Origin of the sequence: Roseobacter fucihabitans (assembly GCF_014337925.2) — a bacterium.
GTDB classification, from domain to species: Bacteria; Pseudomonadota; Alphaproteobacteria; order Rhodobacterales; family Rhodobacteraceae; genus Roseobacter; species Roseobacter fucihabitans.
On sequence record NZ_CP143423.1, the window covers coordinates 2,840,084 to 2,866,418 of the forward strand.

At 57.5% G+C, this 26,335-nt stretch carries 16 protein-coding genes and 1 pseudogene; 4 read left to right on the forward strand and 13 right to left on the reverse strand.

Features of this window, described 5'->3' with window-relative positions:
- Window positions 1-40 precede the first annotated feature (40 nt).
- Complete coding sequence (dctP, locus tag ROLI_RS13890; RefSeq protein ID WP_187429185.1) at window positions 41-1,057, reverse strand: TRAP transporter substrate-binding protein DctP; 1,017 nt, start codon at window positions 1,055-1,057, stop codon at window positions 41-43.
- A gap of 446 nt (window positions 1,058-1,503) precedes the next feature.
- Here dctP and acs point away from each other — a divergent pair, with 446 nt between their 5' ends.
- Both acs and ROLI_RS13900 read left to right on the forward strand, forming a co-directional pair.
- On the forward strand, window positions 1,504-3,468 hold the full coding sequence (gene acs, locus ROLI_RS13895) for an acetate--CoA ligase (protein WP_187429186.1): 1,965 nt from the start codon (window positions 1,504-1,506) through the stop codon (window positions 3,466-3,468).
- Window positions 3,469-3,649: 181 nt separating this feature from the next.
- Window positions 3,650-4,162 carry a flavin reductase family protein gene (locus ROLI_RS13900; RefSeq protein WP_187429187.1) on the forward strand — a complete coding sequence of 171 codons (513 nt, stop codon included), beginning with the start codon at window positions 3,650-3,652 and terminating at the stop codon, window positions 4,160-4,162.
- A 9-nt stretch (window positions 4,163-4,171) separates the two neighbouring features.
- Here ROLI_RS13900 and ROLI_RS13905 read toward each other — a convergent pair whose 3' ends face one another.
- The 8 genes from ROLI_RS13905 to ROLI_RS13940 form a co-directional block, all read right to left on the reverse strand.
- Entirely contained in the window at window positions 4,172-7,786 is a 3,615-nt protein-coding gene (locus ROLI_RS13905) for a translocation/assembly module TamB domain-containing protein (protein WP_222869438.1), read from the reverse strand.
- The gene (locus ROLI_RS13910) at window positions 7,786-9,588 is read right to left on the reverse strand and encodes an autotransporter assembly complex family protein (protein ID WP_262386430.1); all 1,803 of its coding nucleotides are present in this window, start codon (window positions 9,586-9,588) and stop codon (window positions 7,786-7,788) included. The genes ROLI_RS13905 and ROLI_RS13910 overlap by 1 nt, the downstream gene beginning before the upstream one ends.
- A gap of 267 nt (window positions 9,589-9,855) precedes the next feature.
- Entirely contained in the window at window positions 9,856-10,257 is a 402-nt protein-coding gene (locus ROLI_RS13915; protein WP_187429188.1) for a DUF3307 domain-containing protein, read from the reverse strand.
- A gap of 163 nt (window positions 10,258-10,420) precedes the next feature.
- Window positions 10,421-11,521: an ABC transporter ATP-binding protein gene (locus ROLI_RS13920; protein WP_187429189.1), complete on the reverse strand. Its 1,101-nt coding sequence runs from the start codon at window positions 11,519-11,521 to the stop codon at window positions 10,421-10,423.
- Between the two features lie 27 nt (window positions 11,522-11,548).
- Window positions 11,549-13,201: an alpha-glucosidase gene (locus ROLI_RS13925; protein ID WP_187429190.1), complete on the reverse strand. Its 1,653-nt coding sequence runs from the start codon at window positions 13,199-13,201 to the stop codon at window positions 11,549-11,551.
- A gap of 15 nt (window positions 13,202-13,216) precedes the next feature.
- Window positions 13,217-14,341 (reverse strand): carbohydrate ABC transporter permease, encoded by a 1,125-nt coding sequence (locus tag ROLI_RS13930; protein ID WP_187429191.1) that lies wholly within the window; start codon window positions 14,339-14,341, stop codon window positions 13,217-13,219.
- The gene (locus ROLI_RS13935; protein WP_187429192.1) at window positions 14,341-15,321 is read right to left on the reverse strand and encodes a carbohydrate ABC transporter permease; all 981 of its coding nucleotides are present in this window, start codon (window positions 15,319-15,321) and stop codon (window positions 14,341-14,343) included. Before ROLI_RS13935 ends, ROLI_RS13930 begins: the two co-directional genes overlap by 1 nt.
- 72 nt (window positions 15,322-15,393) lie before the next feature.
- Window positions 15,394-16,749, reverse strand: coding sequence for an ABC transporter substrate-binding protein (locus tag ROLI_RS13940; RefSeq protein ID WP_187429193.1), 1,356 nt, complete (start codon window positions 16,747-16,749; stop codon window positions 15,394-15,396).
- 252 nt (window positions 16,750-17,001) lie between these two features.
- Here ROLI_RS13940 and ROLI_RS13945 point away from each other — a divergent pair, with 252 nt between their 5' ends.
- Complete coding sequence (locus ROLI_RS13945) at window positions 17,002-18,033, forward strand: LacI family DNA-binding transcriptional regulator (protein ID WP_187429194.1); 1,032 nt, start codon at window positions 17,002-17,004, stop codon at window positions 18,031-18,033.
- Between the two features lies 1 nt (window position 18,034).
- Complete coding sequence (locus ROLI_RS13950; protein WP_187429195.1) at window positions 18,035-19,348, forward strand: GH1 family beta-glucosidase; 1,314 nt, start codon at window positions 18,035-18,037, stop codon at window positions 19,346-19,348.
- Window positions 19,349-19,637: 289 nt separating this feature from the next.
- Here ROLI_RS13950 and ROLI_RS13960 read toward each other — a convergent pair.
- The 4 genes and pseudogenes from ROLI_RS13960 to ROLI_RS13985 form a co-directional block, all read right to left on the reverse strand.
- Window positions 19,638-20,061, reverse strand: a pseudogene (locus ROLI_RS13960) (DDE-type integrase/transposase/recombinase); the annotation flags it as partial.
- 481 nt (window positions 20,062-20,542) lie between these two features.
- Complete coding sequence (locus ROLI_RS13975; protein ID WP_262386432.1) at window positions 20,543-20,659, reverse strand: transposase; 117 nt, start codon at window positions 20,657-20,659, stop codon at window positions 20,543-20,545.
- Window positions 20,660-21,059: 400 nt separating this feature from the next.
- The gene (cysE, locus tag ROLI_RS13980) at window positions 21,060-21,878 is read right to left on the reverse strand and encodes a serine O-acetyltransferase (RefSeq protein ID WP_187429196.1); all 819 of its coding nucleotides are present in this window, start codon (window positions 21,876-21,878) and stop codon (window positions 21,060-21,062) included.
- A gap of 510 nt (window positions 21,879-22,388) precedes the next feature.
- Window positions 22,389-26,333 carry a glycoside hydrolase TIM-barrel-like domain-containing protein gene (locus ROLI_RS13985; RefSeq protein ID WP_338469164.1) on the reverse strand — a complete coding sequence of 1,315 codons (3,945 nt, stop codon included), beginning with the start codon at window positions 26,331-26,333 and terminating at the stop codon, window positions 22,389-22,391.
- Between the last annotated feature and the right edge of the window lie 2 nt (window positions 26,334-26,335).

Sequence of the window (26,335 nt, forward strand, 5' to 3'; positions counted from 1 at the left end):
ATTGAAAAGGCCGCCCCCTTGTGAGGAGCGGCCTATGCCTTTAGCTGCCGCTCTTGGCATCAGCGAGCGTTTTGACCACCAGATCATAAAGCTCCTGACCCGGCAGGCCCTGCGCTTCCATATCGGCAATCCACGCATCCTTGGCCGGATCTGCGGCCTTGGCGCGGAACTCCTCGATCACGGCCGCGTCGATCTCGACTTTCTGCACGCCCTTCTCTTCAAGTACGGAATCCCATTTCTTTAGCAATTCACCGTAGTTCGCCAAATAATGGTCAATCGACTCCGACACCGAACTATCCAAAGCCTCGCGCTCGGAATCGCTCAAGGAGTCATAGGCGTCGATGTTCACCACAACCGGGCAATTCACCGTGCCGGGGTTGAGGTTGGCCGTCCACCAATCCGCTTGATTGATCGTGCCAAAACTCAGATGCGCGTGCTGGGCAAAAGCCACCGTGTCGACCACGCCGCCTTCCATCGCCTGGTAGGCTTCGGTCGCCGTCACGGATGTCGGCACACCGCCAACGGCGCGGAACGCTTCGCCCAAACCGCCCGTAGCGCGGACCCGCATGCCTTCGAATTCGGCCAATTCATCGCGCGGCTCGCCGGTGCCGACGATGTTATATTGCGGCATCGGCGAGGTCATCAACAGCTTGGCGTTCCACTGCGCCATTTCCTCGGTCGCGGCAGGATGTGCGTAAACCGCAGCGGAAACCGCAACTTCCTGCTCCAGGTTCTCAACACCCAGGAACGGCAGTTCAAGCACGGTGATCACGCGGTTTTTGTCCGGGTGATAGCCCGCACAGAACTGCGCCATCTCAAAGGCACCGATGGAAATCCCATCGAGGTTTTCGCGGTTCTTGGACAGCCCGCCATAGCTGACGTTCATGATGAATTCGCCGTTGGTTTTCTCAGAAACAAGTTCCGCCAGTTTTTCGACATGTTCGGTAAAGGCGCGACGCTTGCCCCAGACGGAAACGTTCCACTCGGTCGCTGCGGCCTCAGAGACAAAGGCAAAGCTGATCGCGGCGACGGCCGCACCCGAAAGATATTTGTTCATTTGATTTCTCCCTTTTTGCGCGCCTCAATGAGGGCGCGCTTGGCGCAAAGCTAGCGAAGCCTGCGCGCAGTGCCAAGCCCTGATTAGTAGCGTGCTCAAGACGGGTTGCGGGTTTGATTCTGCGCATCCGCGTGATTTTTACAGACGACTTTCCGTCACGATGCCCTACACCCGAGATGGGCAAGCCTCCAAAGACGCCCAAAACAACGCGTCATTGTTGACATGGAATAAACTGAGTTTGTTTTATAAAAACGAGATTTGTCGGCTCACTTTACACATTCCTTATCGAGAACAGAAAATTATTTACAGCGAAACCCTTATATTTCTGTACCTTATTCCTTTCTTTTCAAATCGCGGTATGATCCCGCTCGGAGGGGATGTGTTACCGGTGCACCGCAATTTCGTGCCCACCCTCCGATATGTCACGACCCAAGGGAGGAGCCTTCATGTCCGACACAGCCACATCTGCCAAAACCTATCCGCCTGCGCCTGAAATGGCCGCAAAGGCGCATGTGAATGCCGCCAGATATGACGAGATGTACGCCGCATCCATCACGGATCCGGACGCATTCTGGCGCAAGGAAGCAGGGCGCATCGACTGGATCAAACCCTTCACGCGGGTGAGCGACGTCAATTTCGACCTCGGCGCGGTGGCGATAAACTGGTTTGCGGATGGCACCCTGAACGTCGCTGCCAATTGCATCGACCGCCATCTGGCGACACGCGGTGAACAGACCGCGATCATCTGGGAGCCCGACAGCCCGGATGAAGACGCCCTGCACATCACCTATAACGCACTGCATGCCAACGTCTGCAAAATGTCCAATGTGCTCAGGGGGTTGGGCGTGGGCAAAGGCGATCGCGTCATCATCTATATGCCGATGATCCCCGAAGCGGCCTACGCAATGCTGGCCTGTGCGCGCATCGGTGCGATCCATTCGATTGTTTTTGCAGGGTTTTCACCCGATGCTTTGGCCGCAAGGGTCAATGGTTCCGAGGCCAAGGTGGTCATCACCGCCGATCACGCCCCCCGCGGCGGTCGCGCCACACCTCTGAAATCCAACGCGGATCAGGCGCTGTTGCATTGCTCGGATAAGGTCAAATGCCTGGTGGTGAAACGCACCGGTGGGCAGACCACCTGGGTCGAGGGGCGCGATTACGATTACAACGCGCTGGCCGCTGAGGCCTCCGATGAGTGCGCCCCCGAAGAGATGGGGGCCGAAGATCCGCTCTTTGTGCTTTATACCTCCGGTTCCACCGGGCAGCCCAAGGGGGTGGTGCATACCACAGGCGGCTATATCGTCTATGCGGCGATGACCCATGAAATCACCTTTGATTACCACGAAGGCGACGTGTTCTGGTGCACGGCGGATGTGGGTTGGGTCACGGGACACAGCTATATCGTTTATGGCCCGCTGGCCAATGGGGCCACCACGGTCATGTTTGAGGGCGTGCCGACCTACCCCGATGCCAGCCGCTTCTGGGAGGTCTGCGACAAGCACAAGGTCAACCAATTCTACACCGCACCCACCGCCATCCGCGCTCTGATGGGTCAGGGCAAAGAGTTTGTCGAAAAATGCGACCTCTCCAGCCTGCGCCTGCTCGGCACCGTGGGCGAGCCAATCAACCCGGAGGCCTGGAATTGGTACAATGACGTTGTCGGAAAAGGCAAATGCCCCATCGTGGATACCTGGTGGCAGACCGAAACCGGCGGGCATCTGATGACCCCCCTGCCCGGCGCGCATGCGATGAAACCCGGCTCTGCGATGAAGCCGTTCTTTGGCATCAAACCCGTCGTTCTGGAACCGACCACCGGCGAGGAAATCAGCGGCAATGACGTCGAAGGGGTGCTGTGCATCGCAGGCAGCTGGCCCGGACAGATGCGCACCGTCTGGGGCGATCACGAACGGTTCGAGAAGACCTATTTCTCCGACTACAAGGGCTATTACTTCACCGGGGACGGCTGCAAGCGCGACGCGGATGGGGACTACTGGATCACAGGCCGCGTGGATGACGTGATCAACGTCTCGGGCCACAGAATGGGCACGGCGGAGGTGGAAAGCGCGCTGGTGGCCCACGCCAAGGTCGCCGAAGCCGCCGTTGTCGGATACCCGCATAACATCAAGGGGCAGGGCATCTATTGCTACGTGACCTTGATGGGAGGCGAGGAGCCCAGCGAGGAATTGCGCAAGGAGCTGCGGACCTGGGTGCGTACCGAAATCGGACCCATTGCCAGCCCGGATCTGATCCAATGGTCACCGGGCCTGCCCAAGACGCGCTCGGGCAAGATCATGCGCCGCATTCTGCGCAAGATTGCGGAGGATGATTTTGGAGCCTTGGGCGATACATCGACACTGGCGGATCCGTCGGTCGTCGATGATCTCATCGAAAACCGCATGAACAAAAGCTGATCGCCTCCAAAGGCGCAAGGACTTCGGGCCGGCTCTGTTCAGGGTCGGCCCCTTGTTTGCCCCCGATCCCCTCGGAATTAAATCCCTTGCCCTCCCTGCCCCGTGACATAGGTTCCACGCAAAGATAACAGGACGCCATCCATGACACACCCGCGCGCAGAAATGATGAGGACAAGGTCGCATGACCTCTGAACAAGAATACTTCGCGCCCTCGCCGGAAAATCACGCCGATCTGCGGCGCGCTTTTGGCTGCTTTGGCACCGGCGTGACGGTTGTGACCATACAGACGGCGGATGGACCGCTTGGCATGACGGCGAATTCCTTTTCGTCGGTGTCACTCACGCCGGCGCTGGTGCTTTGGTCTCCGGCTCTGGCTGCGCGCCGCCATGATCCCTTTGCGCAGGCCGAGCATTTTTGCATCCATATCCTTGGTGAAGACCAATTGGCGCTCGCGCGGCACTTCGCAACCAATGGCGATGGTTTTGACGCGTTCGACTGGTCTGCGGGGCCTTTGGGCGCGCCCCGGTTGGCCGGGTGTCTGGCGGAGTTTCATTGCACAAGATTTGCGCGCTACCCCGCGGGGGATCATTCGCTGATCCTTGGAGAAATCCAGCAGGTTTTCCATGCACAAACACATGGGCCCGGTCTTCTCTTCAAACGCGGTCAGTTCGGCCGTTTCACAGCGGATGCGTGAGGCAAGCCGTTAATAGTCGCGCTCGAAAAACAGCCCGATGCCAGTGTTGCCATCATTCTCAACCGTGCCGCGCGCCTTGAGCGAGTCCGTCAGTTCCAGGTTAATGGATAATTCGGTCTCGCCCCCTCCGGTAAACACATCCGTATATATTGTGTCCGTGAGGTATTTACCCGCCCGCACCGCCGCTTCGCCGTCATCCGTGGTGGTGACGTCAAAATCATCCAACCCGAACCCTTCACGCAGGTTCCCAACCAATCCAACACCGCCGCGCCCGGCCAGCTGCGCCACCGCATTGGCCAGCTGCAACGCCTGAAAGCCGGAAATTTCGCTCAGGTTACGACCAAAGAGCAGTTGCGACAGGACCTCATCCTCTGGCGCTTCGGGCACGGATTCAAACCGCACTTCCGGCTCATCCACCGGACCCTCCACCACAATGCTGGCGGTGCCATCATCGGTATCTGAGAGCGTCTTGAAGAAAACAAAAGGCACCAGGTCGCCCTGAAACTGGATGGAACCTTCATCAAGGACGAACCGCTTGCCCAGAATGTCGATCCGTCCGCGCACCAGATCGAATTGACCGGCCGAAATCACCCGCGCCGTGGAGCCGGTGATGTCCAGACTGCCGCCCAGTTCCGCATCGACACCGCGACCGCGCACGAAGATCTTGTTGGGCGCATTGATCCGCAATCCAAGGCCATAGACGCTCCCCGCACCGCCGCCCGCCTTGGTCTCCGGTTCCGGGATCACCCCGGCCCGCCCGCGCGTCGCCGTCACCGATCTGGGTGCCCCGACGTGGGTGATCTCGGGAATATCGCCAATGCTGGTCAGACCGGAGGAGGGAACCGACACCAGCGTTTCGCCGATGTTGATTGTACCGCCAATACGCGCGCCACCGCTCAGCGGACCCGTCACAGCGATGTCGCCGCTGATCAGGGTCGAAAACAAACGCGGATCCGATAGGGCGACGTTGTTCAATGCAATATCTAGATCTGCTGCCAGCGAGGCAAGGTTGACCCCACCCTCCACTGCAAGCGTGCCGCCACCATCAACCGCGCTGTTGAGATCAATCTGTGCGTTGCTGCGCGCCAGCTGGATCGTCGTGGCCAGATCGACCAGCGTCAGGCGCAGGTTTGGCGCGGCAAAAGTCGCCCCGGTCGTCGAAATACGACCCGAAATCGCCTCCAGCCCCGGCGCGCCCTTGGCGGTCAGATCAAATTGCGCCTGTCCCTGCAAGCTGCGCGGCTCCAGAAACGGCTCTGACAGACCGAGCGGCAAGGATCCAACGATCCCGAGGTCCAACATCCCGTCTTCGCCGACGCGCCCCGCGATATTGGCCTGCGTGCCTGACGGCCCTTGTGCGGCGGTGTCAATCTGCCATCCCGCGCCGTCTTTCTCGGCGTCCCCCTCTATTGAGAAGGGTCCCGCGATCTTGGGCACCAGCACGCCGATATCAGGCATGGCGGCGGAAAAGGCGACGGCGGCCTCTGGCCCCGTGGCCAGCCCTGCCACGCTCACTTCGGATTGGAACGGCCCGGCGGCATCAACGTCCACATTATATCCGGCCTCGGTAAGCCAAACCCGTCCATTGGCATTCAACGGGCCGTTGATTGACGGCACCAGCGGCTGCACCTCTGGCACAGATAACGTGAAGCGCACATCGGTTTGCGGCCCCGTAGCTTTGCCCTTGACGCTCAGCCTGCTGTCAAAGGGCGCATTGGCCAGCGCGTCCACGCTCCAGCCAAGCGCGTCCTGCGTGGCCTTTGCATCCAGCGTGAGCGGGCCGGAATACTCAGGGGCCACCAGGGCCACATCACTCAGCCGCGCCAGGATATCAACCGCACCGGCATCGGTTTGCAGCTTCACGTCCCCTGTGATGTCCAGCGCCGCATTCCTGAGATCCAGATCGTTGATATACGTCCCGGTCTCGTCGCGCCGCGCCTGCATCGACAGGATGGTTTCCCCGGCCATGACCGCATCCGCCTGTTCGATATCAACCTTCAAATCCCGCGTGGTGCCCTTGATGGTCAGATCGAACATGCTGCTCAACGGGGTGATATTGCCCGCAACATCCAGACGCGCGGCTCCGGCGATGGGTTGCCCTGCAAGCCCGGCAAACCGTGACAGATCGCGCGCCTGCACATTGAGATCAAGATCGGTTGGAAAGCCGCCCTCCAGACCCTGTATGGTCACATCCCCGGCAAGCCCGTAATCCGCTCCCGCCAGTTCCAGCCCGGTAATCCGGATCGGTTGGTCTTGGGTATAATCAATCCGGGCTTTGCCGGTGATATCCTGCCCCAGCGCCTCTGCCGCCTGCGGATCCTCCAGCGCCAGCCCGCGCGTTGTGAGGTCCAGATCGCCGAGGAACCGACCCAGCGTGCCCGTTTCACCGCTCAGCGTGCCATCCAGCGCCAGCTTGGTGTTCTCAAACCGAATACCTTCGCGCGCAAAATCCGTGATGTCGAAGGCACCGCGAAAGGCATCCCCCGAGGCGGCGTCGTAATCCACGCTGAGCTTCACCAATTGCACCGTCGTCGCAACATCAGAGCCCGGCAACAGAACCGGGGTGCCGTCGGCCTGCGCGATAGTGCCATCCACATCGATGAATTCCGGCCATTGCGCGCTGTTGAGCTTGACGCGCCCGGCCAGTTGCACCGCCTTGGCATCCAGATCGAAATCCGACACGTCAAGGGTCCCATCCGCGCCGCGCAAGGCGTCCACCCGGATGGCCACGCGGGTGCCGAAGAAGTCGCGCGACTGCGGGGCGACCAGTGCCGTTATGTCCCCGCCCAGATTGGCCCTAATGCGCCTGTCAGGCAGCGCGCCTTCAGTTTCGACCGGCAGCGCGGTCAGACTCACCTGCCCCGCCACACGTTGGGTGCCATCTGTGGCCAGGCCGATATCGGCGGTGAAATCATCCAGCGGCCCGGTCCCTGCAACCGTCAAATCGATGGAGGGCTGCCCCGGCAGGTTCATCAAACGCCCGGCAATGCCGCCCGAAGCCTCATCCAGTTGGATTTCCACATTGATGGCGGAATCCGCCCGCGCAAAGCTGCCTTTGATGACATAGGCACCTTCGGTATTATCCACGCGGTTGGCGGTCAGATCGATAAACGCGCCTTCATCATTGAGTTGCACCGAGGCGCGCACACCCAGAGCGGCCTGCGCACCGAGGATGGGTTCGCCCAGATCAATGCGCGTCACTTCGAACTGCGCGATGTTCACCGAGACCGGTAAATCCGGCAAGGCGAAGGGGGCCGCTTCGGCGGCGGGCACCTCCACGCTATCATCGGCCTCTGGCAAGCGCGGCAGATCAAGGGACGCAGCCTTGAGGCTCTCGACCTCCAGCTGCCCGCGCAGCAACGCCAGCCTGCTCCAGTTCAGCGTCACATCTTCCAATGTGAGCCAGATGCCCTGGTCATCCGCAATCGTCATCTGCTCAAAAGAGGCCTCAGAACTCAGCGCACCGGCAAATCCGGTGATGCGCACCTCGCGCCCGGCCCCGGACAAAAGGTCCTGTATGGTGCGCGTCAAAAAGCCGCCGCCGTCCTCATCCTGTGCCGTAACCGTGACAGGGAACAGCAAGGAGATAACCACCAGCCCGCGTATGATCCAGTTTGAACGCATCAAAATGCCTGCCCTATGCCAATGTAAACCTGCCAGGAGGATGTGTCATCACCGCCGGATGTCGGCACGGCGACATCAAAGCGGATCGGCCCAATCGGCGTGTCATAGCGCAGACCCAGACCTGCGCCGCTTTGCCACTCACCCGACCCGTCCGGAAAGGCTTCCCGCCCGATGTAGCCCGCATCGATGAAGCCGACATACCCAAGGCTGCCCGCCGTGCGATAGCGCACCTCAGCAGACAGCCCCAGGAACGAGCGGCCCCCGACGATCTGGCCGTTTCCAATATCCACGCCGAGCGATTGATAATCATGCCCGCGCACGGTGTCCCCACCCCCGGAGTAAAACAGGAAATCGGTGGGTGCGTCCTCCAGCCCCGGCCCGATGACGGACCCCAATTGACCGCGCAAGGCAAAGGTCGTGCTGGTTTCGGTCCCGAATGTTCGGTACACCCGCGCATCGACCTCGGTTAAAAGCCCGTTATCCGCGCCCTTGATCGCATAGAAAGGCGAGACTTCCGCGTCCAGATAATAGCCCTTGCGCGCATCCAGAAGCCTGTCGCGATAATCAAAGGTCGCGCCTGTCGGGAGCAACAACAAAGTGTATTGATCTTCGCCAAAGGCATCCCGTGTATTGGCCCGGCGCAGCGCGACACCAAGGCGGTAGGAACGCTGATCAGAGGCGATGCGCTCGATCCCCGTCCCGATTGTCAGCTGGCGAGAGAAGAAATTCACCTCATCCTGCTGTTCGATTTCCCCAAGAACATAAAGATCGGTATCCTCATTAAAGGTCGAGGGCCGCTGATAACGTGTCGAGAGAAGGAAATCCGTCCCGCCCGTGTCCCCGCCGATGCCCTCGATTTCCGCCTCCACGCGCAGCCGCTCGGCACCGCCAAACAGGTTACGGTGCATCCAGAACGCGCTGAGCGACAGGCCCTCGATGGTCGATACCTCGCCCCCAAAACCGAAGCGGCGCGGCTTGTCATCGACAACCCGCGCGGTGATGGCCAATTGATCGCCCGGCCCGATGGTGTCGGCCTCGATCATCGCGACCGAACTAAAGGCACCGGTGCGCCGCAAACGCCCCGCGGCGTCGGACAGTTCCTTGGGAGAGTAGGTTTCACCGACCGGCAGACCGGCAATCTCCAGGATCCGTTCCGTGCGCACGGCGCTGTCGCCGGACACGGACAGATCACCAAACCGCAGTTTGGGGCCGGGATCGAGCTTCAGCCTGGCATTGAGCGTGCCGTCTGTGTGACGGGCGGTGATGGTCTGGCTTTCAAGCTTGGCCTTGGCATGACCTTCATTGCGCCAGCGCGTTGTCCCCGCGCTGACGGCATCGCGCAGCAAACTCAGGCGCGCAGGCGCGCCCGGCCTGAACCCTTCGGGCAAAGCGGTGCCGGGCACAATCGGGGTAATCTCGGCCCGCCCGAAGCGAAATGCCTTGCCCGGTGTGATAGTGATCTGGGCGCTGTTGACTTGCTGTGGGGGGGCCACGGATGTGATCGAAGAGGCCTCCCGACCATCCAGTGAAATACCGATATCTGCGCCGTAATAGCCGTAATCGTAAAGCACCGCGAGCATGCGTTTGTAATCCGCCTGCGCAATGGACACCAACTCCTGTGGTGAGACGTCGGTTTCGGCGTTCGATTGCTCGATCAGCAGCGATCCGCCCTCCAATGCTGCGCGCAATTCCTCCTCCAGAGACCCCTGCAGGCTGGCGTCAAAGGCGAATACCGGCGGTGCCAGCATCCCGGCACACAGTAAATACGCCGCAGGTTTGCACCACCACGAAGAAAATTCCAATTTTAGTTTGCGCAAAATGTCCCCCGGGAGCAGACGAGCCTTGTTGATATCAATAGAGCGCTGGCCAAATCGAATAGTGACTCGATGTTTTGCCAGCAGTGTAACGGAAGTCGGTTTAGACCTGCAAACAACAATACCAGATGCGCCGCGCCGAAGCGGTCAAATGGCAAAAATCTGGCGCGAGAATGACACTCGCCAATCACGCGGTGGTTCGGGGGCGAGCGATCCCGGATCGGAATGCCAAAAGAGCATTGCGCCGCGTGCGGCTTAGGCGGTTGCACCATTTCCCCAAACCAACCACGCCCAGAGCATCGCCACATAGGTCAGCTGATGCAGCGCCTGATCCACACCCGACGCGCGCCAAAAGGCCGCATCATTGGGCGTCAGCTGTCGTACGTAGGTAAAGCGCCCCTTGCACCAGTCGATATGAAAATGAACCACGCCCTCCAGAACCACCACCAACAGGATAAACACCACCGGCGTGCCAAGCAACAAAAACGCCATGACCGATCCGAGCGCATGAATGCCCGCATGCAGGAGCCGTCCCATATGACGGTAGCGCGCACGCCCCTCGAGCATGAAGCTGGTCTGAAGAAAATAATCCGCCAGCATGTGTTTTATTTGCAAAAGGCACAATAAAATCAGTAACTCAAATAAATCTTCACCCAATACAACTTCCTTCCGGCCCAAACCTGGCCAATCCAGCGCCTGTGCAATCAGCTCAGGCGCAAAACCCTGACCGATCCTGGCGTTTTAACATTTACCTTTCAGCGCGCAGACCCAACAGAAGGCAAAAAAAAACGCCTGCATCTTGATCCGGCCTAGAGCACCGTCAGTCGCGATAAAGCAGCGAATGTCCGTTGGCAAATAGGTGCAACTTGGAGGGATCCGCCGTCATCTTGAGCTGTGTACCACGCAACCCCGCATGAATACCGGGGAGTTTTGCAATAATTGACGCATTTTCGGGGGCCGGTTTGGCAAAGTACAATTGCGTGACCTCGCCAAGCGCCTCCGTGATCTCGACCGTTCCGGCAAAAGCGTAATTCTCGCTATTGGCCGTCACCATATCCTCGGGGCGGATGCCAACGTTGACTTTCTGTCCCTTGTCACTGTCACGCGTGGGGATGTTGGCGGCAATCGTCCCGGCTCCCTGCTCCAGGCGCACCTGTGTGACCTGCCCGGTCTCCACGATCTCCCCGGCCAAAAGGTTCATCGCAGGGGAGCCGATAAATTGGGCCACGAATTCGTTCTCCGGGCGCTCATAAAGTTCCAGCGGGGAGCCGACCTGCGCGATCCCCTTGTTGGCGAGCACCACAATGCGAGTGGCCAGGGTCATCGCCTCCACCTGATCATGCGTCACATAGATCATGGTGGAATTGGGCATGCTTTCCTTGAGTTGCGCGATCTCGATCCGGGTCGCGACACGCAGGGAGGCATCAAGATTGGAGAGCGGTTCGTCAAAGAGATAGACCTTGGGATCGCGCACGATGGACCGGCCAATCGCCACGCGCTGGCGCTGCCCCCCGGAGAGCGCCTTGGGCAGACGGTCAAGGTATTCGTCCAGTTGCAGAACCTTGGCCGCGCGCCCGACCGCCTCGTCGATTTCAGCGGGGGTTTTCTTGGCGAGCTTGAGCGCAAAAGCCATATTGTCGCGCACCGTCATATGCGGATAAAGCGCATAGGATTGAAACACCATGGCGATGCCGCGCTGCGCGGGGGGGACGTCATTCATACGGTCCCCGTCGATTTGCAACTCGCCCGCGGTGATCTTTTCAAGCCCCGCGATCATGCGCAGCAAGGTGGATTTACCACAGCCCGATGGGCCGACAAAAACGATCAACTCACCGGTTTGAATGTCCAGGTTGATGTTCTTGAGCACCTCGACGCCTGCGCCGTATGATTTTCCCACATCCGTTAATTTCAGATCGGCCATTTTCTTGTCCCTCCCAAGACGCGGGTTTTAGCCCTGTTTCACGGCCAGGCAAACTTGCCAGGGGCCCAGGTGCAGTTTGAAATCCGGCGACGGGGTGGCCCCGCCCAATTCATGTCCGATGGTATGCCATTCCCCCGGCGGCATCCCGTGCAGCGAGGGCGTATCCGACAGGTTAAAGGCGCAAAATATCGTCTGGCCTTCATGTTCACGGGTGAATTGCAACACATCGCCATAGGCGAAAACGCCGTTATGTTTGCCTTTGACCAAGGCCGGGTGATCCTTGCGAAAGGCGATGGCGCGGCGATAATGATGCAGGATCGCGCCTGGTTCATCCTCTTGCGCGGCCACCGAACGGTTCAAGTGATCATGGCTGACGGGCAACCAGGGGAAACCGTCGGAAAAACCACCATTTTGGTTCGACGTCTCCCAGACCATCGGCGTGCGACACCCATCGCGCCCCTTATATTCAGGCCAAAAGGTGATGCCATAGGGGTCTTGCAGATCCTCAAAGGCGACATCCGCTTCGGGCAGGCCAAGTTCCTCGCCCTGATAGATGCATACCGACCCGCGCAAGCACATGATCAGCGTGGCAAACAGGCGCTGCGCCTGCGGGGACAAGTCCCATCGAGAAGCGTGGCGCATCACGTCATGGTTCGAGAATGCCCAGCACGGCCAACCGTCTTTGGCCACGCGGCCCAATTCGTCAAAAACCTGCGCCACACGGGTCGCGTCCAGTTTGGTTTTAGCGAGAAATTCAAACGCATAGCACATATGCACCATTTCCGGCCCGCCGGTGTATTGGCCCAGCAATTCCAAACCGCGTTGCGCATCACCGACCTCACCCACGCAGGACGCCGCTGGATATTCGTCCAACAACGCACGGAAACGCTTGAGAAACGTAATGTTTTCAGGCTGATTTTTGGAATGGATGTGTTCCTGGTGATTATAGGGGTTTACCGAGGGCGCGATATTGGCATTGCGCTTTTCCGGCGGTAGCGCTGGATTGTCGCGCAGTTCTTTATCGGCAAAGTAAAAGTTGATCGTATCCAGCCGGAACCCATCCACGCCGCGATCCAGCCAAAACCGTGTGATCGCCAGAATGGCGTTTTGCACATCATCATTGTGGAAATTCAGATCCGGCTGTTCCACGAGGAAGTTGTGCAAGTAGTACTGTTCGCGTCCCGCATCCCATTGCCAGGCCGGACCGCCAAAGATCGACAGCCAATTATTTGGGGGCGTGCCATCGGGTTTCGGATCAGCCCAGACATACCAATCGGATTTCCGGTTGGTGCGATCCTTTTTGCTTTCCTGGAACCAGGGGTGTTGATCCGAGGTGTGGCTCAACACCAGATCAATCATCACCTTTAGGCCATGTTGATGCGCGGATTCCACCACCACATCAAAATCCGCCAGCGTGCCGAACATCGGATCCACGTCGCAATAATCAGAGACGTCATAGCCGAAATCCTTCATCGGCGAGGTGAAGAACGGCGAGATCCAGATCGCATCCACGCCCAGCGACGCGATATAGCTCATGCGCTGCGAAATCCCGATCAGATCGCCGATGCCATCGCCGTTGCTATCCTGGAAACTGCGCGGGTAGATCTGGTAAATCACCGCCCCGCGCCACCAATCTTTGTCCACCGCAGGCAGATGCAAATTATGTTCCATCCTGGTCATTAAACGGAAACTTTCCTATTTGACGGACCCGGCCAACAGACCGCGCACCAGATAACGTTGCATTGTAAAGAACACGATCAGCGGCACAGCAATCGAGATGAAGGCCGCAGAGGCCAGGATGCCCCAATCGCCACCGCGTGAGCCCAGCAGGTCATCCGCGATCTTGACCGTCATCACCCAGGATTCCGAGTTGGAGGGCAAGAACACTTTGGCCACCAACAGATCATTCCAGGTCCACAGGAATTGGAAGATGGCAAAGGAGGCCAAGGCCGGGAAGCTGAGCGGGAGGACGATCTTGGTAAAGACCTGGAAATCCGTGGCCCCGTCGACCTTGGCGGATTCGATGATATCGCGCGGCAGACCGACCATATAATTTCGCAACAGATATATCGCCAGCGGCAGCCCGAACCCGGTATGCGCCATCCATATGCCTAAGAAACTCTGGCCGATCCCGATTTTATTGTGGAACTGCAAGAGTGGCACCAGCGCCAATTGCAAAGGCACCACCAGCAGGCCCACGACCATCGCGATCAAGAACCCCCTGCCCGCAAAATCCATCCAGGCCAGCGCATAGGCCGCAAAGGCGGCGATCAGGATCGGGATGATCGTTGCGGGGATTGTTACCGTCAACGTGTTGATAAAGGCCACGTCCATGTTGTTGGAAAACAGGATGTTGCGATAATTTGACAGCGAGAAATCAGGCGGTGTGGCCGTGGAATAATAGATACTCGGATCGCGTTTAATCTCAGCCGGCGAGAAATAGGTAAAATCACCGTTTTGTTGCACCGTGAGCGTTCGGTCGCGCGTCAATTCAGCGGTTTCACCCACGGCGGCAATGGTCGGATTGGAGCGCGCGCCACCAAAGCGGATGACTTCTGTATCCGCGCCACCAAAGATATTGCCCTCAATGACAAAACCACCCTGATCCGGCTTGGCCTCTTCGGCTGGGATCTTGGCCTGGAAGTTTTGCTCCACGGCAAAGGGGGAGAGCCACCAACCGGAGGCGGAGATCTGATCCCGGTCCCGGAAAGAGGAGACCAGAAGCCCGATTGTGGGCACTAACCAGATCACCACTAGAAGGATCACCGAAATTTGCACCGCCCAGCTGAGCGAGGATTTTGTACCTGCGATATTATCCATTATCTCATCTCCGCTCTGGCTTGACGAATGTTCCAGATCATCACCGGCAAGACGATGATCATAATCACGAAGGCCACCGCCGTGGCGCGCCCATCGTCGCGGAACATATAGGACATCATGTAGCTGGGCAGGATTTCGGTCCCGAAATTGCCCCCGGTCATGGTGTAAACAATGTCGAACACCTTGAGCACTAGGATCGTGATGGTCGTCCAGACCACCACGATGGTGCCCATGATCTGGGGCACTTTGATCTTGAAAAACACCTGAAACGGGTTGGCCCCGTCGATGATCGCAGCCTCGATGGTTTCTTCGGGGATGCCCCGCAGGGCAGCCGACAGGATCACCATGGCGAACCCCGTTTGGATCCATACCAGAATGAACATCAGGAAAAAATTGTTCCAGAAACGCAGTTGCAGCACATCCAGCGGATCGGACGCGCCAAAGACATCGCGGATCGCGTTGATCAAGCCGATATCGGCGTTATTGGCATAGACGAATTTCCAGATCAGCGAGGCCCCGACAAAGGAAATCGCCATCGGCATGAAGATCAGGGATTTGGCGATATTGCCCCATTTGAGCCGGTCCGTCAGCTGCGCGACCAGCAGACCAAAGAAGGTAGCAGAGGCCGGGACAACCAGCACCCAGAGGAAGTTATTAAACAGCGCCGTCTGGAACCCGTCATCCGCGAACATCACCGCATAGTTGCCAAAGCCGATGAATTCATCGCCCGACCGGTTGTGCAGCGAGCGCCAGAAAGAACCGACCACCGGATAGACCAGATAGAGCCCAAGGGCGGCCATTGCGGGGAAGAGAAACAGCCAGGGACGCACGAGGTTCGCGCGATTGATGTTTTTTCCGGGATTCTCGGCCCGCGTTGGAAAGATCACCTTGTCGAGAATGAGGTTGGACAGAAAGAAATACCCAACGCACCCGCCGACACCGACAACAACCGTCACAATTCCCTGAAGCAGCGGTGACATGGCATTCCCTCCCAAGATGCATATTGTTTTCAGGCCCGGCAAACCAATCGCCGGGCCCGTTTTAGCGTGGAGTTACTGGATCGTGTCCCAGCGGTCCTGGATACCCTGGGCGACGTCCTCGGCACTGGCACCGGTGGTGTAATCGACCATCCCTGTCCAGAAGGCACCCGCACCAATTTCACCCGGCATCAGGTCAGAAGCATCAAAACGGAACGTCGTCGCATTCAGCAGAATATCGCCCTGCGCCTTGAGGCTCGCATCGGCATAGAGGTCGGTATTCACGCCCGCATGTGCAGTAAGAAAGCCACCCTGTGCCATCCATAATTCATGCGCGATCGGCGTTTTCAGGAACTCGATGAAAGCGTTGGTGGCATCCGAGGGGTTCGTGATGGCCACAACCGTGCCCGCGCCCAACACCGGCTTGCCAAGGTCCTTATCCGCATACGCCGGGAAGTAGAAGAAATCGACATCTTCGCCGACCACGGTTCCCTCAGGGAAAAACGCCGGGATGAATGACGCCTGACGGTGCATGTAGCATTTCGGCGGAATGTCGAACAGACCCGTGGGGCTGTCGCGGAAGTCGGTATTGGCCACCGCAGAGGCCCCACCGTCCACATAGTCATCGTTGCGCGCGAAATATCCGAATTCCTCAATCGCGCCGATCACCTTAGGATCGTTGAATTTCATCTCATTGGAGACCCAAGCGTCATAATCCGCCGGGGACTGCGTGCGCAGCATCATTTCTTCCACCCAATCGGTCGCGGGCCAGCCCGTCGCCGCACCAGAGCCCAGACCAATGCACCAGGGCGTGCCGCCATCCTCAACGATCTGATCCGTCAGCGCCTTGATCTCTTCCATCGTCTCGGGGATGTCATAGCCCGCCTCATCAAAGGCTTCGGGCGAATACCACACCAGCGATTTCACATCGACGCGGTAGAAGATGCCATACATCTGATCCGCGCCATCGCCATCCGCATAGGTGCCCAGATCAACCCAGGATTGGCCAGCCGCGTAATTGTCGCGCACCCAATCCGCGGTGCCATCGACAAGCGGCGTCAGCAATCCCTGGCTGGCCATATCCGCCGCCAATCCCGGCTGCGGGAAAACGGCAAGGTTGGGCGCAGAGCCCGAGCGCGCAGAGATCACAATGTCCTGTTCAAAGCTGTCGGAACCGGAATAATTTACCTCGGCCCCTGTGGCAGAGGTGAAATAGGAAAACGCGATATCCACCTTCTCTTTTTCATTGCCTGTCCAAGGTCCGGTGATTTCGACCGTCTGACCACTCAGATCATATTGATCTGCAAAGGCCATATAGCTGTCCCAATTGAATCCACCCTCACCTACTGCAAAGGGCTGATGCCCATCCGCCTGCGCCATGCCAGCGCAAAGTGCCAGCGCCGCGGCACCCGCGTAAAACCGTGATTTCATGATATCCTCCCGTTGTGACGCCTATTTTAACGCCGTCGTGCTTATTCTTTACGCGCAAAGAATCACTTCAAAGCGCTTTGGATGGTAAGACCGTGGCTCAACCTCCTAATTCTGTCAACCGATGGTTGGGTTTCGTTTGCGTTTTCAAAGACCTAGATTTCATGCCTTTCGGATGCGCCGTTTGTGCTTTGACGTGGGCGGCGCGCTTGCCTAGGCTGGCGGAACCGCCGCAATAAAAGATCACTGGAAATTATGAACTTACGCGAACTCTCTGAGCGGTTGAACCTGTCCCAAACGACGGTAAGCCGCGCGCTGAATGGCTATCCGGAGGTCAATGAAGCCACCCGCAAACGCGTCGCCGACGCGGCGACCCTGTATAATTATCGGCCCAATATTCGCGCCCAGAGGCTCGCAACGGGCCGTTCCATGTCGGTCGGCCATATCATCCCCTTCTCGAAAAAGAATGAAATGGTGAATATCGTCTTTGCCGACTTCATAACCGGTGCGGGTGAAATCTATTCGCGCCACGGCTATAATATGACGCTCTCGGTTGTGCGCGATGAAGACGAAATTGAAACCTACCGCACCTTGAGCGAACAGGGCGCGGTCGATGGGATCATCGTGCATTCGCCCACGCGGGATGATCCGCGCATCCCCTTCCTGGCCGATCTGGACATTCCGTTTCTCGTGCATGGGCGGGCCTCCGAGGTCACCACTCCCTATTCCTGGCTGGATGTGAACAACACGCGCGCCATCGAAAGGGGTACCGAATATCTGCTGGAACTCGGGCATTCGCGCATCGGGTTCATCAATGGCCAGGAGCATATGGATTTTGCACAACGCCGCCGCGAGGGTTACCTGGCGGCGCTGCGCGCGCAGGGTGTGGCGGCGGACAAAACCCTCATGCGATCCGGCGAGATGAGTGAGCCCTTTGGCCATGCATCGACCGTGCAGATGTTGGATGGGCCGCACCCGCCCACCGCCTTTGTCACCTCCTCCATCGTCCCGGCGCTGGGGGTTCGCCGCGCGGTTCAAGAACGTGGGTTGCACATGGGGCGGGATATTTCGATCCTGTGCTTTGACGACGATATTTCCTATCTGCCCAACGGGTTGGAAACGCCGGTATTCACCGCAATGCGCTCTTCGGTACGGGCTGCCGGACGCCGCTGTGCGCAGATTTTAATGGAACAGATCGCGTCCGGCTCGGGCGGCGTGCGCACGGAACTCTGGGACGCGGAATTGATTGTGGGCCAATCAACCGGTCCCGGCCCTCAAAGGACATAACATGGATTTCAGCAGATCGGACTTTCCGCAGGGTTTTCAATTCGCCGCCGCCACCTCGAGTTACCAGATCGAAGGGCATAAGTTTGGCGGTGCAGGCAAGACCCAATGGGACACCTTCGCCGCCACGCCCGGCAATGTGGTGCGCGCAGAAAACGGCGATACCGCCTGTGATCATTACCACCGGATGGAGGAGGACCTCGACCTGATGCAGGCGCTGGGACTGGATGCCTACCGGTTCTCGACCAGCTGGGCGCGGGTTCTGCCAGAGGGGCGCGGCACGCCAAATCCGGAGGGGCTCGATTTTTATGACCGGCTGGTGGATGGGCTGCTGGCGCGGGGGCTGAACCCCATGGCCACGCTATATCATTGGGAATTGCCCGTGGCGCTGGCCGATCTGGGCGGTTGGCGCAATCCGGAGATCGCGCATTGGTTTGCCGATTTCACAGCCGTGATCATGGGGCGGATCGGCGACCGGGTTTACAGTGTTGCGCCCATAAACGAGCCATGGTGTGTCGGCTGGCTGTCGCATTTCATGGGCCATCACGCGCCCGGCCTGCGCGATATCCGCGCCACCGCGCATGCCATGCACCACGTGCTGACCGCCCACGGCCGCGCCATCGAAGTGATGCGGGGATTGGGCGTTAAAAACCTCGGGGCCGTGTGCAATTTCGAATATGTGCACCCCGTCGATCACAGCCCCGAAGCGGCAAAGGCGGCACATCTTTATGATGGCTATTACAACCGCTTCTTTTTGGGGGGGCTGTTCAAGGGGGCCTACCCCGATGACGTGATGGAGGGGCTTGGCCCTCATATGCCAAGGGGGTGGGAGGATGACTTTGATCTCATCGGGCAGCGCCTCGATTGGTGCGGGTTGAACTATTACACCTGCAAACGCATCGCGCCTGTTGATGGTGCATGGCCCGCGCATCAGGAGGTCGACGGACCCTTGCCCAAGACCCAGATGGGGTGGGAAATCTACCCGCAGGGCCTGCATCATTTTCTGACCTGGGTGCATGAGACTTACACCAAAGGCCTGCCGCTTTATGTCACCGAAAACGGCATGGCGAACCCGGACACTGTCAATGTGCCCGATCAGGCGCGTATTGAGTACCTGAATGCCCATATGGCCGCCGCACAAAAGGCGATGGCAGAGGGTGTGCCGCTTAAGGGCTATACCTTCTGGTCGCTGATGGACAATTACGAATGGGCCTTGGGCTATGAAAAACGCTTCGGGCTGATCCATGTGGATTTCGACACGCTCAAGCGCACACCCAAGGCCTCCTATCATGCGCTGGCAGCGGCGCTGAAACGCTGACGGCTCAGGGGGTAAACCAGACGGGCACACCAAACGGTGGCGTATGGAGTGCGCTCTCGGTCAGGCTTTCCAGAAACGCAACGATCTGGGCAATCTGCGCGTCTTCCAACCTCTGCGGGGTGATCTTTATCGCCTGCGCCTGACGCGCCATTTCACGGATATCATCCCCAATTAGAAAATCCGTCGCTGCCAACCATGGGACATCGGGCAGTCCGGCGTCCTGCGATTTCCACGCGCGCCGCGCTGAAAGGGGATCAAGGTGATGGCGCACCATGCCTTCCAGCGTCGCATAGCCCCGCATCTCAGCAATGCGGTCCAATTCACGGGCCACACTGTCGCCGGAGAGCGACGTATCCACAACAGCAGCAAGACATTCGCGGCTGAAGTCATCGATCACGTTTAGAATGCGGAACCTGCGGCCACACGACAGGCTGTCGGACACGAAATCCAGCGACCACCGCTGGTTTGGCCCCTGCGGTATCGCCATGGGCGTTCTGGTACCCACTGCACGCTTGCGTCCGCCCGCTGCCCGGCAGTCGAAACGTAGTTTCGATGAGAGGGGCGTTTACGGACTGTTAGTCCTTCTTCGCGGTAGATCCGGTACAGCTTCTTCCAACCTCTTGGGATATCGCTACGCGATACCCTGTCGGTCAACGGTTCACGTGCCAGCCTTCGCGTTTCAGCAGGATATGCAGTCGTCGATATCCGAAGCGTCACTGACACCATGCTTACGACACAGCTCCTTCGCGCCAAGCCCCGCCTGATGTTATTTCAAAATCCCAATAATCTGTTCTTCGCTAAAACGGCTTCTCTTCATCGTCTGTCTCCTCAGTTGGAAAACAGGCTAACTCAAAACACCGGACATTTCAGGGGAGCAGGTCACCCTCTTTCTTCTTGTGCTTTTGGCCAATGAAAGTCTCGTCAACCTCAACAACACCGCCACCAGAACCAAACATGGGGCCACCATCAGAGCGCATTGCCTCACGGATACGGTGAGACATAAACTATGCGGACTTGTGCATGATTTCCAGAACGCGATTTAGCTGGTGGCTGCTGATGCTCTTCTTGCTGGACACCATCAGGTGAATGGCTTGAAGCTACTTGTGCAGCGGGATGTGGCATTCTTTGAAGATCGTGCCAATGCGCACGGTGAATTTCTTGCGGCACTCTGCGCACTTCTTAAGGCCGTGGCGCTCAATGCCCTCTGGGTTCTGGGTTCTTCCTGGAAGGCTTGGAGCGAACGCCTTTCAGTTCGTAAATTTTTCCGCAGTTACCACAGTGCGGGCAAACCGGCGTATCACCCCAAAGCATGGCCTAAACGTGCGCAAAGGCTGCTGCCTCATCATGCATGCATGGTTTAGAAAAAGTAGAGATTGTGGCAGCCTCAACTTGCTGATTCCAAAATAGAAATTTTATTTGGGTTTGTCAAATACACAATCACCCTTAGATAAGTAGTGCAAAGCGCGCCACCCAAATGCACAACGCAATTTGGGTTCCGTTCATGATAGGTTGACGGGCGCCTGTGCAAGCGAGGGCATTTGTAGACATGTCTGATGATTTGCCACGACGGGATAGCACACAGGGTACGACACCCCAGGTTGTTTTAAAACTTCATGGCTCGGAAACTTGGTGTATTGATCAGCAACTGATTGGCAGTTTCAATTATACGTCACATATTAACGCTTGTTATCATCATCAACATGTTCAGTTTTCAGGCCAATGTCCGATCTGGGCCAAACATGTGATTCATCGAAATTGACGGCTGGTCACAACCCGCTTCGCCCACGATGCGTGCCGGAATCCCGGCGACTGTCTTGCATGCAGGTACGTCCTCTAGAACCACGGAACCGGCTGCAATCCGGCTGCATTGCCCAACCCTAATATTACCCAAAACCTTCGCCCCCGCTCCAATCAAAACGCCATCGTCGATTTTCGGATGACGATCTTCTTCTTCCTTACCGGTGCCCCCAAGCGTCACGGAATGCAGCATAGACACGTTATCGCCCACAACCGCCGTCTCACCGATCACAATCGAATGCGCATGATCAATCATAATCCCTTTACCGATACGGGCAGCAGGGTGAATATCGACGCCAAATATTTCAGAGACGCGCATTTGGACGAAATAGGCTAGGTCGCGGTGCCCGTTTACCCATAGGTGGTGCCCGACGCGATAGGCTTGCATTGCCTGATACCCTTTGAAGTAAAGTATCGGCTGCAACAAACGGTGACATGCGGGATCACGTTCGTAGATCGCGACAAGATCAGCGCGCGCGGCTTGCACAAGACCAGGGTCGTTGGCGTAGGCCTCTTCGACCATCTCCCTTACGACCACCATAGACATCTCATTTGATGCAAGCTTGGCAGCAATTCGATAAGATAGGGCTTTTTCGATACTCTTGTGGTGCAAGATACAGGCGTGCAAGAAACCGCCCATGAGCGGTTCAACCTCAGTCGCCTGACGCGCTTCCAGGCAAATCTGATCCCAAGCGGGATCCAAAGCGGAAATATTAGGGTTCGTCTCTGCCATTTCAATGATCCTTATCGCATTCGACACTACCCTATCTAACAGGCAGACACCAAATGCAAACTGGTGATGGGTATCATTCCAGTTGCTTATACAGGACACACCCTATGAAAATGGGCATTGAGGCACGATACAATTTGATGCGCGTATTTGACAGACATCTTGGAAACAATGGTTTTCCGACCGCATGGGCCTCACGGGACATGGCGTTGCAATGCCCCGTGAGCAAATCGATACACTGACGCCTTCACCATCAACCCTATCTGTTGGACGACAAATGGATCAGGTGGCTGATCAAATTCACAGTTTTTTGACCGTCAAACAGGAGTTCGGTGCTACCAAGGCTGCGCGGGGACACAGGTTTTTTTCCTACCTTTTTTGTAAGTTTTGGGTGAATCGCCCCCCCCAAAAAATCGCGTGCGCCAGCATATCAAATCTATCGACTGTCGCGAAATTGCGGCACAGCAACCCAACTTGGAAACCGCAATAGCCAAACTACTGTCCGCGACAGTTTCATCTAACGACGCTTAAGCTACGCTCGAAACCCGCGCCAAATACCGCAGACATTTGTGCAACCCGTATCTCGAACGGCAACGCTATTCCGTCGGCTATTTGCTGGGAAAGCGGATACCCCCATTCTGCGGCTGATACCATTTCTTCCTTGACGACCGCGCCATCCTTGAAAACCTGAACACGGTAACTTTCGGATTCTTCTCCCAAAGGAACTTCTGGAACACTCCAGCTATCACCATCGACCCGTGTTCGCCTGATCCAAGATACCGTAAGGTCTCCAAGCTCATTGAAATCAACGGTCAGGTGTACGGGCGCATATGGGCGTTCCCCATTACCGTTGAAGACGAAAGATTGTTGTGTGAACGACGGGTCATCAACAGGCCGCCGTGCCGGACCGACACGATAGGTTTGTGAAACGCGCCTTAAATTCCGGCTCAGGTCAATTTGCTCTGGAAGTCCGTTGAGCAATACGAACCAAGATCCGACTGGCCAGACATCAGGCATCAACCCGTCACTGCCAAGTTGCCCTCTCAGTCTTGAACTCAAATGATAGGTGCTCGTGTCCACAAGCTCTGCCTTGCCGAATTGAAAAAGTTCCCAGTTGTCAGGGTTGCCATCACCGATCGCAGCTAAGTTTGCACCGCTCAACATCACCTCAAGGTCAACCGAACTGAGTGATCCGCTGATCAGTTTGACTTCCAAAGGCGCGCCTCTGTCCAGTTTTCCTGGCGCAGCGGCGAACAGGCTTGATTGCGTGGTTCCGATAATTGATCGCGCACCCACCTGGCTCAAGAGGCGAAAATTACTCTCACTGGGAGATTGATAGACGGCGACCGCACCCGGCCATGGATTTGCCGTCGCAGCGACATAAGGTGCATGGGGTATCTCATCACCTGTGATCAGGGGCAAATCGAGAAACAGCGCGGAGACAGGCACCGGCGGAACAAACGCTTTAGCACTCGGAATGTCATCAATCATTTCCGCTGAGGTATAGACTTCCGGATCCATGCGGACCGCTTCAACAATCTGCAGCATCCCCTGCTCTACCCGGTCGATACGATAAAGCGCGCGCCCTTCGGTCTGATCCCCCTGCAATTCGATGACATCCCCGGCCCCCATCGCCAAACAAGATGGTGGCAGCGCAAATCGGATGGCTTCGCGCGCGATCCGGGATTCGGCAAGCCAACGCTCAGCAACCTGTCGCCCCTCGCCGCGGGTCAAAGCCAGCGGTATCTCTGAGGTCGAAACCGAATGTGTGCGCTCATCGGCAAGAACGGACTCTTCTGCGAGAACGTCAAATTCCGCATCAGCCTGTACAAAACGCAGCCGGATGCGCCCGGCCATTTCAGCTTGTGCCGCACGGGATTGCTCTACGACGCCATCCAATTCATCACTGATCGCCAATATACTGCGATCTAGCGGAATCGGCGTTTGTCCTTGACGCATCCGGAACACCAGAAATCCATCACGCTCGATCGCATCAAACGAATATCGCAGCATCAACGGCTGCAACGAAGCACGCGCGTCATTGACGTCGTTAACGATATATCCGCGCACCGTCCCATAGAGCTTGCTGGTATCAATTTGGCTCAACCCTGCTTTGGTACAGATTTCCGCAACGACCGAAGCAAGCGAGCGCGCAGACGTACGCCCATTGATCCAATGACCACGCGCGTAGTTTTCAGCATCCGTCCAGAGGCCTGAGTTATTTGGAAAATAAGGATATGGACGCGCATCCCAAGCCCATACGAAAGCCCTGTTCATATTCACCATCGGGCCACCGTAGGTCGGCGAGATAGGATTGTTATCCTCTTCACCCCAATAGCTCACCATCGCCCGGATGTATTGCGCCTGAATAAACTCATCGCGCGCACCATTGGAGTATTTAGGCAAACTGCTTTCTGATGATTTCATATCAATGAACTTATTGGGTTGATTTGTACCCTTGTCTATCGATGCGCATCCCATCTCGGTAAACCACACCGGCTTTGAGCCTGGTGCCCAGGCGGTAGGGGTCTGCGACCTGACCCCGCCGATCCGGTCATGATGTTCGTGAGACCACCAATTCTTGATATCTTTATACCGGTAAACCCATGGCTCATTATAAGCCCCATCTTCTATGGGTGTCCGATCCTGAAGTGCTGCCGCCTCCTCTGAGGCATAATACCAATCGTACCCCTCCCCGCCGGCAATATTGCCGCGCAGGTAGTCGAGGTTGTAGATCGATTCCGCCCCAATGTCCGAATGCGCATCACCGTCGCGCCAATCGGAGAGGGGCATATAGTTATCCACGCCGATAAAATCGATATTGGGATCAGCCCAGAGCGGATCCAGATGGAAATATCGGTCGTTAGAGCCGTCCTGTGGCTGATGCCCGAAATACTCACTCCAATCGGCGGCATAGCTGATTTTCGTATTGGGCCCCAAGATGGCACGTACCTGTCCAGCAAGAGCGCGCAGTTTTTCCACGGCAATAAACACGTTGCCAGCACCCCGGATTTGGGTCAGCCCCCGCATTTCCGAGCTAATACAGAAAGCCTCGACACCCCCGGCGGCTTTGCAAAGCGCCGCGTAGTGCAAGATAAACCGCGAAAGCGACCATTCATTGGGACCGGTATAGTTGACCACCGGGCCAGACGTGGAAAAATGGGCTGCCGTCGCATGACCAAAGAATGCGTTGACTTGCGCATTCGCGGCAGCGGTGCCGTCGGGTGATCCCGCGATGCCAGGCGCGCGCGACAGCGTGATCCTGCCCCGCCAGGGCAGCTTTGGCTGGGTCCCGTCCGTCGTATAGGGGTCCGGCAGCGTGTTACTTTCGAGCTGATCCATCAGGATGAACGGATAGAACAAGACCTGCTTTCCGGCGGCATGCATAGCTTGAATGGCTTGGATTACAGACAGATCCGTCGGTGTGCCGCCATAGACAGGGCGCCCATCAATCGTGGGCATGGCTTGCGCCGATGACCTTGTCAGCCCCGCGACGGACCAAGGCATATTCTCGCCCTCGAATTGTTTCTTTTCGACGCGCGGGCGCACCGAACATGAGCCACAACGCAGATCATCGCCAAACCATGAAACGACGAGCGAGCCTGCCTCACAGTTGGGCAGGTCTTCAACAAGGCTCTCGAGTGATACCGAAAAATCTGTTTTCTGATTGGGCGTGTTTACATTGGCACTCCAACGGCTGCCCGGTCCGCTCGTATAGTGAACCGGTGTCGTCGCCAGCGCATATTCACCCGTGCCCGGAATGATGGCCACACTTTTTATGGCATAGGTCAACGCGAGGTCGGCGGCCTCTTCATCCAATTGTTCGGGCCGTGAAACCTCAAAGGAAAACTGCGGGATACGGTTGCCAAATCGTTCCAACCCCAGGTTCTCAAAAACCACATAGGCCGTGCCGCGATAGGCCGGGACATTCCCGGTGCCCTCTACCGCTTCAATTACCGGATCAGGCAACTGCCCGCGCCCACCCTTATAGATCCGCAGATTTAAATCGTCTGGCGCAATTTCTTCACCATTCGCCCAGATGCGGCCAATTCTGGTTATTTCACCTTCGCAAATGGCCACAGCCAGATTCACTGAATAAGAATAGCTGCGCGTTTGTGTTTTTGGTTGGCTCGGTGACCCTTTGCCCCCCCCGCCACCGCCGCCCGAGACATTCACCGTTTCCAGGAAGTCTGATGCCCAGATGACCTGACCTCCCAACCGCATCCGACCGTAAATCTGGGCAAGCGCCTCACCCTCCCCGACACTGGAAATTCGGAAACGGTCAACACGGCCCGTTTCAACGACTTCCGATCCCTGTCCAAGCAATTTCTGGTCGATGACCTTACCAATTGTGGCACCAACTGCACGACCAATCACGGCAGTCGATAGACCAGCAACCGTGCCTCCAATGGAGCCGCCAACAGCGGCACCGACCGCAGAAAGAACTATCGTTGCCATTT